Consider the following 12,800-nt stretch of genomic DNA (forward strand, 5'->3'; position numbering starts at 1 on the left):
GATCCCACTGTTGCGTTGCAGTGGCGAAAGTAGCGCGGCGCCGATTGGCGCTACTTTCAACTGCAAAGGCATTGATCATGAGCAAAATCGAAAACCTTGTCGCCTACAACAGCGAAGTGCCGGGCCAGCCAGTGTGCTTCGTCGTTCAGGGAAGCGTGACCGTCCATAACTCAGGTGTCGAACCCGTGCTGGCGGAACCCAAGATCCGCCACAAAGGCGGCTGGGAAGTGCTGCAGCTGACGCTGGTGGAAAGCGAACAGGCGTCGCTCCAGGTTCTGACCGAGAAACCGGTATTTTTCACGCGCGAAGGCGCTTCTTCGTGGAAAAGGCTGGAAATCATTTCAGCCGAAGGGTCGCAGATGGTTGAGATCGGGCACCGCGTAGCCGTCGACTGAAGTGGCCCATGCCAGATCGCCACCCGTCGATCTGGCATGGCACGCCGCGACAAACCGATGAGCGACAGCAGCTGAAGGTGAATATTTATACAGTAGGTGTTTGCCCCTTAACCGGCCTCCCCCTAGAATGGCCGGATGCACACAGATGACCTCTCCCTCCTGCTCAATTCCCTCAACGATGCCCAGCGCCAGGCCGTCGCGGCCACGCTCGGGCGTCAGCTGGTGCTCGCGGGCGCCGGTTCCGGTAAAACCCGCGTGCTGGTGCACCGCATCGCCTGGCTGATCCAGGTCGAGCAGGCCTCGCCGCACTCGATCCTGTCGGTGACCTTCACCAACAAGGCTGCCGCCGAGATGCGCCAGCGGATCGAGCAATTGCTGGGCATAAACCCGGCGGGCATGTGGGTCGGCACCTTCCACGGCCTGGCGCACCGCCTGTTGCGCGCGCACTGGCAGGAAGCGCGCCTGGTGCAGAACTTCCAGATCCTCGACAGCGACGACCAGCAGCGCCTGGTCAAGCGCGTCATGCGCGAACTCGGCCTGGACGAGCAGAAATGGCCGGCGCGCCAGGCCCAGTGGTTCATCAACGGGCAAAAGGACGAGGGCCTGCGCCCGCAACATATCCAGGCCAGCGGCGACCTGTTCCTGCAGACCATGCGCGATGTCTACAGCGCCTACGAACAGGCCTGCGAGCGCGCCGGGGTCATCGATTTCTCCGAATTGCTGCTGCGTGCCCTGGACCTCTGGCGCGACCACCCCGACCTGCTCAAGCACTACCAGCGGCGCTTCCGCCATGTGCTGGTGGACGAATTCCAGGACACCAACGCCGTGCAGTACGCCTGGCTGCGCCTGCTCGCGGGCGGTGGCGACAGCCTGATGGCGGTGGGCGACGACGACCAGTCGATCTACGGCTGGCGCGGGGCGAAGATCGAGAACATCCACCAGTACACCGCCGACTTCCCCGACGCCGAGCTGATCCGCCTGGAGCAGAACTACCGCTCCACCGGCGGCATCCTCAAGGCCGCCAACGCCTTGATCGCCAACAACAGTGGCCGCCTGGGCAAGGAACTGTGGACCGACCTGGGCGAAGGCGAGCCGCTGACCCTGTACGCGGCCTACAACGAGCACGATGAAGCCCGTTATGTAGTGGAAACCATCGAGAGCCTGATCAAGGGCGGCAGCTCGCGCAGCGATATCGCCATCCTCTATCGCTCCAACGCCCAGTCGCGGGTGCTGGAGGAGGCCCTGCTGCGCGAACGCATTCCCTACCGCATCTATGGCGGCCAGCGCTTCTTCGAACGTGCCGAAATCAAGAACGCCATGGCCTACCTGCGCCTGCTCGAAGGCCGCGGCAACGACGCGGCGCTGGAGCGGGTGATCAACGTGCCGCCGCGCGGCATCGGCGAGAAGACCGTCGAAGCCATCCGTGAGCATGCCCGCCACAGCCAGCTGTCGATGTGGCAAGCGATGTGCCAGCTGATTGCCGCCAAGGCCCTCAAGGGCCGTGCGGCCAGCGCCCTGGGCGCCTTCATCGAACTGATCGAGAACCTGGCCGGCAAGGTCGCGGACATGCCCTTGCACACCATGACCCAAACGGTCATCGAGCAGTCCGGGCTGATCATCTATCACCAGGAAGAAAAAGGCGAAAAGGGCCAGGCTCGGGTAGAAAACCTTGAGGAACTGGTCAGCGCCGCGCGCAACTTCGAAGCCGGCGAAGACGACGCCGACCTTTCGCCGCTGTCGGCCTTCCTCGGCCACGCCTCGCTGGAAGCTGGCGAAGCTCAGGCCGACGAGCATGAAGACAGCATCCAGCTGATGACCCTGCACAGTGCCAAGGGCCTGGAATTCCCCTACGTGTTCCTGGTGGGCATGGAAGAAGGCCTGTTCCCGCACAAGATGAGCCTGGAAGAGCCCGGCCGCCTCGAAGAGGAACGCCGCCTGGCCTACGTGGGCATTACCCGCGCCATGCGCCAGCTGATCATGACCTACGCCGAAACGCGCCGCCTTTATGGCAGCGAGACGTACAACAAGGTGTCGCGGTTCGTCAGGGAAATCCCGGCGGGGCTGGTTCAGGAAGTACGCTTGTCCAACAGTGTCAGCCGCCCGTTCGGTGGCTCGCAAAGCAGCACCAGCAGCCTGTTCGCCAATGCCAGCATTCCGCAGACGGCCTTCAGCCTCGGCCAGCGCGTGCAACATTCGGTATTTGGTGAAGGCACCATCCTCAACTTCGAGGGGTCTGGCGCCCAGGCACGGGTGCAGGTGAACTTTGCCGAAGGCAGCAAGTGGCTGATGCTGGGGTACGCCAAGCTCGAGGCCCTCTGAGGCTGTCGATGTAGCCGGCTCCCGCAGGCGCCGGCTCGGCCTGGTTTGTAACATTCAGGCAAAAGCTCGAAACATTATGTCGCTGGTCATGTGCCAGGGAACCTGTGCACCATGACGCGCGTGCAATCCACAACAGGGGATATCCCATTTATGCAACGTTTTCTTAGCATCGCACTGGCGCTCTGCGTCGGCCTGACGCTGAGCCTGGACGCCAACGCCAAGCGCTTCGGCGGCGGCAAGAGCTCGGGCTCCGCGCCTATCCACCAGACTCGCCAGGCCACGCCAACCACGCCTGCCGCCGCGCCGACCGCTCCGGGCCGTGCTCCGGCCGCCGCCAGCGGTGCTTCGCGCTGGCTGGGCCCACTGGCCGGCCTCGCCGCCGGTGGCCTGCTGGCGTCCATGTTCATGGGTGACGGTTTCGAGGGCTTCCAGATCATGGACTTCCTGATCGTCGCGCTGATCGCCTTCCTGGTGTTCCGCTTCATTGCCGCGCGCCGTCGCCAGCAACAGCCGCAAATGGCCGCACCGGGCCACGCGCCATTCCAGCGTGAAGCTCACGCCCAGCCTGCCCAGCCGTCGATCTTCGGGGGTTCGGCCGCACCTGCCGCGTCTGCCGCTCCGGTCATCAACGCCCCGGCATGGTTCAACGAGCAGAACTTCCTGGCCGCTGCGCGTAACCACTTCCAGTCGCTGCAGCAGCACTGGGATGCCAACGAGATGGACAAGATCGCCGAGTTCGTCACCCCGCAAATGCTCGAGTTCCTCAAGCGTGAGCGCGCCGACCTGGGTGATGGCTTCCAGGCCACCTACATCGACAACCTCGATGTGCAACTGGACGGCCTGGACGATCGCTCCGACCGTACCGACGCCACCCTGACCTTCCGTGGCGTGTCGAAGACCTCGCGCTTCGACCAGGGCGAAGCCTTCAGCGAAAGCTGGCACATGGTTCGCGCCCAGGGCGAGAACCAGCCTTGGCTGGTCGCCGGTATCCGCCAAAACGGCTAACCGTCGCACGCTGCACAAAAAACCCCGGGCCTGTCCCGGGGTTTTTGCTTTTGCCAGAGCGGCCTACTAGGGTATAACGCGCAGCGTTGTCATCAAGGTTAGAGGATGTGAACCGTGGAAGAAGTGATCGAACAACTCCGTGAAGCCAATGAACCCGTGCCGGTGCCGCTGGAGCTTCCCGACGAAGACCAACTGGTCGAGATCGAGGAGCAACTGTTCATCAACATCCCGTTCGTGTTCAAGGAGTTCCTGCTGACCGTCAGCGATGTGGTGTATGGCTCGCTGGAGCCGGTGACCGCCACCGACCCGCAATCGCACACCTACCTGCCCGACGTCGCGGCCAATGCCTGGGACGCGGGTGTTCCACGTGACCTGATCCCGCTGTGCCAGGATGGCGACAACTACTACTGCGTCGAGGAAGACGGCACCGTGGTGCTGTGGGATGGCGACGAGGAAGCAGTGGGCGAAGACAGCTGGGAATCGGTGTGGCACTGGGCGCGCGACGTCTGGCTGGAAAGCTGATCGAGAAGCAACCGCACAAAATGATGGCTACGAGCCACCAAGGCTCGTAAAATCGCCAGGCCTTCTGCGCCTGGCGACATCGCTACCGCCTAATCCCCTCGGCCTTCGGTGAAATCTCGCGCAGGGGGCATGCCCCTCAGTGGGTATGGTCGCGGCTGTTCTCCAGCGTCTCCAGCAAGGCGATCTGCATGCGCGAATGCACGCGGATGAACCAGCGCCACAGCACTGCCACCACCGCCGCCGCCACCACCGCAATGATGAGCAAGAGCTCATTGGTCGGCAGAATGCTCGCCGACAGCGCCGACAGCAGCAGGAAAATCACCAGCAGCGACAGCAGCGGAATCACCTCGGCCACCACCCGACGCACGCGCTGGGTATGCCGCCCGGCCATTTCCGGCTTGACGCCCATCTCCGCCAGCAACATCGACAGCGCCTTGAGCTTGCGGTACGCCGCAATCAGGAACGGCAGCGACAGCAATAGCGCCGCCCCCCAGATCACCGCCTTCTGCTGGCTCACATCACTGACCCATTCAGCCAGCCAAGCGCCGATTCGGCTGGCGAAATAACCGCCGCTGAAGAAGATCGCGATCACCAGCGCCAGGTTGACCCCCACCTGCAGCAGGATGCGCCGGATCATCGCCGCCAGCATGGCCCCCTCACCTTGCGGTTGAATGCTGCGCAGCCACTCGCCATACAGCGACAGCACGCGTGAAAGCCGGGTTGGCATCACCTTGCCGAGCTTCAGCGACAGCGGGTCGGCAGCGCGAATCAGGTAGGGCGTGAGCAGCGTGGTAATGGCCGATACCGCCACGGCAACTGGGTAGAGGAAGTCGCTGGTGACCTGCAGGGTCATCCCCAGCGCCGCGATGATGAACGAAAATTCGCCAATCTGTGACAGCCCCATGCCCACGCGCAGGGAAGTACGGCCATCGTTGCCGGCAATGAACGCGCCCATGCCGCACGACAGCATCTTGCCCAGCACCACCGCCAGGGTAATCACCACGATCGGCCAGGCGTAATCGAGCAGTACCTGGGGGTCGATCATCAAGCCGATGGCCACGAAGAAGATGGCGCTGAACAGGTCGCGCACCGGCTCGATCAACCGCTCGATCTTCAGCAGCTGACGCGACTCGGCCATGATCGCACCGATCAGGAAGGCGCCCAGCACCATGCTGTACTCAAGTTTGACCACCAGCAGGCAGAAGCCGAAGCACAGCCCCAGCACGGTGATCAGCAACATCTCGTTGCTCTCGAACTTGGCCACATAGGCCAGCAGCCGCGGCACCAGCAGGATGCCGATGACCAGCGCGACGATCATGAACAGTGAGAGCTTGCCCACGGTGGAGAACACCTCGCCGGAGCTCACCGTGCCGCTGACCGCGATGCCCGAGAGCAAGGCAATGATGCCGATGCCAAGAATGTCCTCGACGATCAGCACGCCAAAGATCAGCTGGGCAAAGCGCTCGTTCTTCATCTTCAGGTCGTTGAGCGCCTTGACGATGATGGTGGTCGAGGAGATCGCCAGGATGGCGCCGAGGAACAAGGAGTCCATGGTGTTCCAGCCGAACCAGCGGCCGATCTCGAAACCGATCCAGATCATCAGGACGATTTCCAGGAACGCCGCGATGAACGCCGTTGCGCCCACCTTGAACAGCTTGCGCAGGCTGAACTCGAGCCCCAGGCAGAACATCAGGAAAATCACCCCCAGCTCGGCCAGGGTCTTGATCGTGTCTTCATCGTGGATCAGGCCGAACGGCGGTGTGTGCGGGCCGATGATGAAGCCGGCGACGATGTAGCCCAGCACCACGGGCTGCTTGAGGCGATGAAAGAGGATCGTCACCACCCCCGCGACCAGCATGATCACTGCCAGATCCTGGATGAAGCTGATGGCATGCATGGCGCGATACTCCTTTTCGGTGCCCTGTTGATAGATGCCCAGGCAGACCGCTCCTCTGCCGAGGCAACCTCGAGCGAGCAGCAAGTACATACTGTATTGAATGCAGGTAAGCCCATATTGCATGGGCGTACTCAGGTTAACATCGCACCCCGCCGCAAAAAGCCGGTGCAATATGTAGAAACAGATCGGCGGGTTAACGGCCTGCGATGGCGCGATCGGCGTGACCATGGCGCCGCAGCCAACGTCCCGTACCAGAAGGCAAAACTTCAAGAAGGGGAAACAGAAGTGTCAGCAGATAACGACCCCGATACAGCGCAACCTCACCGTGAGCACACTATGGAACCTGGAAACGCCCAGCTGAGCATGACCGTCCTGATGACCCCGGACATGGCCAACTTTTCTGGCAACGTACATGGCGGCACCCTGCTCAAGTACCTCGACGAAGTGGCCTATGCGTGCGCCAGCCGCTATGCCGGCAGCTACGTGGTGACCCTGTCGGTCGACCAGGTGATCTTCCGCGAGCCGGTGCATGTCGGCGAGCTGGTGACATTCCTGGCCTCGGTCAACTACACCGGCAACACGTCGATGGAAGTGGGCATCAAGGTGGTCACCGAAAACATCCGCGAGCGCTCGGTGCGCCATTCCAACAGCTGCTTCTTCACCATGGTCGCGGTCGACGACAACCGCCGCCCGGTGCCGGTGCCGCCGCGCCAGCCGCACTCCAGCGAAGAGAAGCGCCGCTTCCTGCAGGGCCAGCAGCGCCGGCAGATCCGCCAGGAACTGGAACAGCGCTACCAGAACCTGAAGACCGATTCGATCTAGTACGCCAGGCGCTGCGCCTCGAAGCGCACGCGAGGGTGGGCAATGCGGTCCTGGGCCCGCACCAGTTGCAGTTCGTAGCTGGCGCAGGCCTGGGTTTCCAGCAGCACTTCATGCACCGCTGCGGCGGTGAACTCGAACGCTTGCGTCCAGCTGTCGCCCAGCAGCACCCGCGCCAGGAACAGCCCCGAGGTCAGGTCGCCGACCCCGACCGGCTGGCGCGGGAAGGCCAGCAGCGGGCGGCGCAGGTGCCAGCTCTCGTCGCGGGTCACCAGCAGCATCTCGAACATGCCCTCTTCACGCCCCGGGTACGCCAGGTGCTTGACCAGCACCACCTGCGGGCCGCGCGCGAGCAGGCTGCGCGCCATGCTCACGCAATCCTCCAGGGACTGCGCCCGACGGCCACAGAAGCTGTCCAGCTCGAGCTGGTTGGGGCAGAGGATATCGGCCCTGGCGGCGGCCTCGTCGAGCAGGAATTCGCTGACTTCCTGGGGCACGATGCAACCCTTCTCCGGGTGGCCCATGACCGGGTCGCACAAGTACAGCGCCTTGGGGTTCACGGCCTTGATCCGCGCTACCCCGGCGAGGATCGCCCGGCCCTGTTCGGCGCTGCCCAGGTAGCCGGACAGCACGGCATCGCAGTGGCCCAGCTCGCCAATGTTGGAAATCCCTTCCACCAACGCAGGAATTTGCGCTGGGGCAAGCACTTCGCCCGCCCACTGGCCATACTGAGTGTGATTGGAAAATTGCACGGTATTCAGTGGCCAGACATTGACCCCTATACGCTGCATGGGAAACACCGCGGCGCTGTTTCCGGCGTGGCCGAACACCACGTGGGACTGGATGGCGAGCAAGTGCGGGGTACGTTTCATGCGCAAGGTTTCCAAAGCTGTTTCACGGATTGTGCGTCGCGCAGTATGAACTCGATTGCCACCTGTACGACAGGCCAGGGACGCAGTTAAGCTGGTTCGACCTGTTTGGAGCATACGCAAATGTTGACCCTGGAGAATCTCTTCGTCCTGATGCTGGTGGCCACGGCAGGCGCTTGGTTATGGCACAACCATGGGCTGCGCGAGAAGGCCCTGGAGCGGGTCAAGCAACACTGCGCCAAACTGGACCTGGAACTGCTCGACGACGCCGTCGCGCTCAAGCGCATCGCCTTCGTGCGCGACGCCAACGGCCGCAAGCGCCTGGCGCGGGTGTATGCCTTCGAGTTCACCGTCACCGGTGAACAACGCCACCCCGGCACGGTGACCCAGTTCGGCGCCCACAGCGTGCAGATCGAACTGGCGCCCTACCCGTTCGAAATCAAGACGCCACCGCGGGCCGGCAACGTGATCGAGATGCAGCAGTGGCGCCAGGAACACAACCGCTGGCGCAACTGATCAACCCATCCGGCAGTTATCCACAGCCTGCTGCAATGCCTGCGCGGCTTGCGGCTGGTCGAAGATCAGTTCGATGCGAGTGTCGCGGCGCCATTCACTTGCCTGCCAATCGGGCAGGTTGCCGTCCAAACCGTTGAATGACTGCCAGCCAGCGGGGCTGTGGATAACACCTTTGGCCCGGCGCCATGGCCAGGCTTGAAGAACGTCGCGCAGGCCCTGTGGATCAAATTGTTGGCTGGGATGCCAGCGCCAGCCGATACTCCAGCCACCCTCGCCGCTGCGCTCGATGCAGATTGGCTTGCGCGGATCTGTCCACAGGCGCCCTGGTTGCCCGGCGGGAATATCCACAGCGCAGTTATCAACATATACAGTGGGAAACTGCCCTGTGGATGACACCGGAAGCTGCTCGAATGGCAGCCGACCGTGTTCGGTCCAGGTCATCTGCTTTCCAGAAAATTCCTTAGTTATCAACAGCTTAGAATTTTCGTCCACACCCTCGCTCTTGTTCATGACCACCCGTTCAGCAGCCTCCAACGCCTGCCGTTGAGCCTCGCCAAGCCGTTCCCCGCGCGCCAGTGCCTGGGCATCCACCACCATCACCAGCGGCTGCACGGCCAATACGCCGAGCCAAGGGGCACGGCGCAGCTGATCCAGCAGTTGCAGCGGGTGGCCAAGCCCGGAAGGCTCGATGAACACACGATCCGGCCGCGCCTTGCGCAGCAGCCGGCCCAAGCCGACCTGAAACGGCATGCCATTGACACAGCACAGGCACCCGCCCGCCACCTCGGCAATGGCAATGCCGTCCTGGTCGCTGGCCAACAATGCCGCATCGAGGCCGATCTGGCCGAACTCATTGACCAGCACCGCCCAGCGCTCACCCGCCGGGCGTTGGGCCATGAGCTGGCGAATCAGGCTGGTCTTGCCAGCGCCCAGCGGGCCGGCGATGACATGGGTGGGGATGTTCTGCAGCATGCGATCACTTCGCGGCGGATTTGCCCCCACTATGCCCCGTCAGGCCAGCCAGTCAAGGCTCAGCAACAGGCGCCGGGCCTGGCTGGCGGGCGAGCGATGGATCAGCCCCGCCCCTTCGTTGCCCAGCCATTTCTCCCCCTTGAGCACCGCCACATCACCCGCCTGCAGCTGGCGAATGTTATCCACAGGGGGCTCGGCGTGCTGCAGGCCAGGCCGCGCTATTGCGCCTTCCTCGAGCCATTCACTGCCAGGGCCGATGTAGGTGGCGAGCAAGCGCACAGGCACGTTATCCACATGGAAACGCGGGCACATCGCCCCCTGCAGCACCCGCAGCCGCAGCCCAACCCGCCGCGCCCCCAATAGGCAGGTGTAGGCCGACACCAACCAGGCCACATCGGCGACAAAACCTTCATAACCCTGCAAGTCACTGGCCTCGCGCAACAGGCCTGGCAATACCGGTGGTTGCTGTTCGTGCACATCTAGCACCCGTTGGTCAGCCAACGGTTGCCCGAGGCTGACCACCAGCGCTGCGAAGTCTTCCAGCTGTGCCGGCAAACGCCGCTGCCAGACTGCGAGGTTGACGCCGTCCTGCAGGATTTCCGTCAGCACCGTGGGCGATTCGCCAAAGGCCTGGCAGATATCCACAGGCCGCTGCGCCAGTTTCATGCGGCCTCCTCGGCGTGCCAGGGTCCGAACGGGTCGGCCAGCCGCAGCCACCCCATGGGCCCCAGCGCCATCTCTTCGTCGTTCAGCAGGCAGGCGTCCAGCGCTGTGGATAACTTGGCGAAGTCGATATTCTGGCCAATGAACACCAGCTCCTGGCGGCAATCGCCGCTCTCCACGCACCAGTGCTTGAGGATTTCCGCCGTGCTCTGTTCGTCCTGCGGCCACTGCTCACGCGGCACAAAACGCCACCAGCGGCCCGCCAGCCCATGGCGCATCATGCCGCCTGCCTGCGACCAGCTGCCGGCCTCCTGGAATTTGCTCGCCAGCCAGAAGAAGCCCTTCGAGCGCAGCAGCCGGCCGTTGTCCCAGTCGTTGTGGATGAAATCGAAAAAGCGTTGCGGGTGCAGGGGCCTGCGCGCTGTCCAGGTGCTGGAGGCAATGCCGTACTCTTCGGTTTCCGGTACATGCGCCCCGCGCAGCTCCTGCAGCCAGCCGGGCGCCTGCGCCGCCTGGTCGAAGTCGAACAGCCCGGTGTCGAGGATGCGCCCCAAGGGCACCTGGCCCATGACCATCGGCACGATCTGCGCACGCGCATTGAGGCTGCGCAAAATGGCCGTGAGCTCTTCACGCTCGTGACGGCTGATGAGGTCGATCTTGCTCAGCAGCAGCACGTCGGCGAACTCGACCTGTTCGATCAGCAAGTCGCTGATCGAACGCTCGTCGTCTTCACCCAGGGTTTCGCCGCGGCTCGCGAGGCTGTCGGCAGCCTGGTAGTCGCGCAAGAAATTCACCCCATCGACCACGGTGACCATGGTGTCCAGGCGCGCCATGTCGGACAGGCTGCGGCCCTGCTCATCGCGGAAGGTGAAGGTCTCGGCAACCGGCAACGGCTCCGAGATGCCGGTGGACTCGATCAGCAGATAATCGAAGCGGCCTTCCTCGGCCAAGCGCGCCACTTCTTCCAGCAAGTCCTCGCGCAAGGTGCAGCAGATGCAGCCGTTGCTCATCTCGACCAGTTTTTCCTCGGCACGGTTGAGGCTGACGTTGCGCTGCACCTCACTGGCGTCGATGTTGATTTCACTCATGTCGTTGACGATCACCGCGACCCGAAGGTCGTCGCGGTTACGCAGCACATGGTTGAGCAAGGTGCTCTTGCCGGCGCCGAGGAAGCCGGACAGCACGGTGACGGGTAAGCGATGGGGCATGGCGAAACCTCTTCAGGCAGGCGCATTCGAACGATGCATTGCATAATGTTATAAAGTAACAATACAATTTCGCCAAGCCGTATTCGTCGGAAGGTTTTCGAAGATGCCGCTGTCACTCCCTTGCCTGGTGCCGCCATGAACAGCCTGACGCTCCCCGATATCGCCGCACAAACGCAGCCGCACGCCACGACCTTGAACTGGGTCGGCATGTGCGCAATTGCCCTGCCCATTCAGTTGCAAGGGCGAAGTGTGGCGGCCCTGGCCGACGCAGGCGTCAATCTGGTGGATGGCCATTCACGCGGCATTCACATGTCCAGGCTCTACCTGGCGCTGGAACAACTGGAGCATCAGGCGCTGACGCCACACGCCATTCGCCTCTTGCTGGCAGGCTTTCTCGATAGCCACGAAGGGCTTTCAACGGCAGCCAATCTGCGATTGAGCTTCGATCATTTGCTAAAACGCCCAGCGCTGGTCAGCCCTTTGGCAGGCTGGAAAAGTTATCCGGTAAGCGTGGATGCCAAGCTAGAAAACGAAATGTTCCACGTGGAACTATCCGTGCGCGTGCCTTATTCCTCCACCTGCCCCTGCTCTGCAGCACTGGCCCGGCAGTTAATTCAGCGCCAATTCCAGGAAGATTTCAGCGCGCAGATTCTGGATCGGCACGCCGTTCTCGAATGGCTGGGCCGCAGCGAAGGCATCGTCGCAACGCCACACAGCCAGCGCAGCCAGGCCACACTGCAGCTGCGTTTGCGCAGCGATCTGGATAACTTGCCCATAACCGAGCTGATCGACACCGTTGAAGCGAGCCTGGGTACCGCCGTGCAAACGGCAGTGAAGCGTGCCGACGAACAAGCGTTCGCCTTGGCCAATGGGCAGAACCTGATGTTCTGCGAGGACGCGGCCCGACGGATTCATCGGGCGCTGAGAAAACTGGGCTGGGCCACCGGCTTCAAGCTTCGCGTGGAACATGCAGAAAGCCTGCATGCCCACGACGCAGTCGCCAGCAGCCAGTGGCAATGGTAGGCGTCAGCTGCGCGGCTTGACGGTTCCGCAGTCGCTGCCGAGCCACACCGCCCGGGTATTCATGCTGCCCTGTTGCTGCACGCCGGAGGCATTGAACGTGCCGTTTACCTGGGTGGTGAATTCCTTGTCACTCAGGAAGGTCGCCTGGCCGCTCCCCTGGGCCTTGGGGCAGCTGAACTGGAACTTCCAGACATTGCCCGTGCGGTCAGTGATCTTCTGGGTGCAGCCAGACTTCGGATCCTGCAGCGGGATGTCGTTGGTCTGCACCTGCTCCGGCGTCAGGCACGAGCGCACGCCATTGCCGCCCACCGTGATGCCTTGCTTGGCCAGTACGCCTTCCATCATTGCCCGTTGCTCAGGCGGCAGGTTCTTCAACTGCCCCAGCATGAACTGCATGTCCGGCAACGGCTTGCCATCGACCTGCATGTTGCTGGTGGTCAGCTCCCACAAGCCGGGTTGCAACATCTGCGCGTGCACCAATGGGCTGCTCAGGCCAAGGGCCAGTGCCAGCAGTGGCAGACGAATCTTCATGGACCAACGCTCCTCGAAAAAGCCGGCCAACGGGCCGGGCTGAGCCTTAGACGCCAAATCC

At 62.9% G+C, this 12,800-nt stretch carries 13 protein-coding genes; 7 read left to right on the plus strand and 6 right to left on the minus strand.

Annotation, left to right across the window (positions count from 1 at the left end):
* Positions 1-77 precede the first annotated feature (77 nt).
* The 4 genes from L6D75_RS03970 to L6D75_RS03985 all read left to right on the plus strand — a co-directional run bounded on the left by L6D75_RS03970 (position 78) and on the right by L6D75_RS03985 (position 4,241).
* The gene (locus tag L6D75_RS03970; RefSeq protein ID WP_176511800.1) at positions 78-395 is read left to right on the plus strand and encodes a hypothetical protein; all 318 of its coding nucleotides are present in this window, start codon (positions 78-80) and stop codon (positions 393-395) included.
* A gap of 135 nt (positions 396-530) precedes the next feature.
* Positions 531-2,714: a DNA helicase II gene (gene uvrD, locus L6D75_RS03975; RefSeq protein ID WP_176511799.1), complete on the plus strand. Its 2,184-nt coding sequence runs from the start codon at positions 531-533 to the stop codon at positions 2,712-2,714.
* A 150-nt stretch (positions 2,715-2,864) separates the two neighbouring features.
* Positions 2,865-3,719 (plus strand): Tim44 domain-containing protein, encoded by an 855-nt coding sequence (locus L6D75_RS03980; protein WP_176511798.1) that lies wholly within the window; start codon positions 2,865-2,867, stop codon positions 3,717-3,719.
* Positions 3,720-3,833: 114 nt separating this feature from the next.
* Positions 3,834-4,241: an SMI1/KNR4 family protein gene (locus tag L6D75_RS03985; protein WP_176511797.1), complete on the plus strand. Its 408-nt coding sequence runs from the start codon at positions 3,834-3,836 to the stop codon at positions 4,239-4,241.
* 136 nt (positions 4,242-4,377) lie between these two features.
* On the opposite strand, the gene L6D75_RS03990 is transcribed toward L6D75_RS03985, so the two are convergent.
* Positions 4,378-6,138 (minus strand): cation:proton antiporter, encoded by a 1,761-nt coding sequence (locus tag L6D75_RS03990; protein ID WP_176511796.1) that lies wholly within the window; start codon positions 6,136-6,138, stop codon positions 4,378-4,380.
* Between the two features lie 336 nt (positions 6,139-6,474).
* On the opposite strand from L6D75_RS03990, the gene L6D75_RS03995 reads away from it, so the two are divergent.
* Positions 6,475-6,960: an acyl-CoA thioesterase gene (locus L6D75_RS03995; RefSeq protein WP_176511795.1), complete on the plus strand. Its 486-nt coding sequence runs from the start codon at positions 6,475-6,477 to the stop codon at positions 6,958-6,960.
* Here L6D75_RS03995 and pdxY read toward each other — a convergent pair.
* On the minus strand, positions 6,957-7,829 hold the full coding sequence (gene pdxY / locus L6D75_RS04000; RefSeq protein ID WP_176511794.1) for a pyridoxal kinase PdxY: 873 nt from the start codon (positions 7,827-7,829) through the stop codon (positions 6,957-6,959). The two genes, L6D75_RS03995 and pdxY, sit on opposite strands and share 4 nt — an antisense overlap.
* Positions 7,830-7,949: 120 nt before the next feature.
* On the opposite strand from pdxY, the gene L6D75_RS04005 reads away from it, so the two are divergent.
* On the plus strand, positions 7,950-8,342 hold the full coding sequence (locus tag L6D75_RS04005) for a DUF3301 domain-containing protein (protein WP_176511793.1): 393 nt from the start codon (positions 7,950-7,952) through the stop codon (positions 8,340-8,342).
* Here the strand turns inward: L6D75_RS04005 and L6D75_RS04010 are convergent, their stop codons facing one another.
* The 3 genes from L6D75_RS04010 to zigA are packed head-to-tail and all read right to left on the minus strand — an operon-like array spanning position 8,343 to position 11,185.
* Positions 8,343-9,314 carry a CobW family GTP-binding protein gene (locus tag L6D75_RS04010; RefSeq protein WP_176511792.1) on the minus strand — a complete coding sequence of 324 codons (972 nt, stop codon included), beginning with the start codon at positions 9,312-9,314 and terminating at the stop codon, positions 8,343-8,345.
* A gap of 39 nt (positions 9,315-9,353) precedes the next feature.
* Positions 9,354-9,980: a DUF1826 domain-containing protein gene (locus tag L6D75_RS04015; protein WP_176511791.1), complete on the minus strand. Its 627-nt coding sequence runs from the start codon at positions 9,978-9,980 to the stop codon at positions 9,354-9,356.
* Positions 9,977-11,185 carry a zinc metallochaperone GTPase ZigA gene (zigA, locus tag L6D75_RS04020; RefSeq protein WP_176511790.1) on the minus strand — a complete coding sequence of 403 codons (1,209 nt, stop codon included), beginning with the start codon at positions 11,183-11,185 and terminating at the stop codon, positions 9,977-9,979. The genes L6D75_RS04015 and zigA overlap by 4 nt, the downstream gene beginning before the upstream one ends.
* A 135-nt stretch (positions 11,186-11,320) precedes the next feature.
* Here zigA and folE2 point away from each other — a divergent pair, with 135 nt between their 5' ends.
* Positions 11,321-12,208, plus strand: coding sequence for a GTP cyclohydrolase FolE2 (gene folE2 / locus L6D75_RS04025; RefSeq protein ID WP_176511789.1), 888 nt, complete (start codon positions 11,321-11,323; stop codon positions 12,206-12,208).
* 3 nt (positions 12,209-12,211) lie between these two features.
* On the opposite strand, the gene L6D75_RS04030 is transcribed toward folE2, so the two are convergent.
* Complete coding sequence (locus L6D75_RS04030) at positions 12,212-12,739, minus strand: DUF3617 domain-containing protein (protein ID WP_176511788.1); 528 nt, start codon at positions 12,737-12,739, stop codon at positions 12,212-12,214.
* Positions 12,740-12,800 lie beyond the last annotated feature (61 nt).

It is taken from the genome of Pseudomonas faucium, assembly GCF_021602585.1.
GTDB lineage: Bacteria > Pseudomonadota > Gammaproteobacteria > Pseudomonadales > Pseudomonadaceae > Aquipseudomonas > Aquipseudomonas faucium.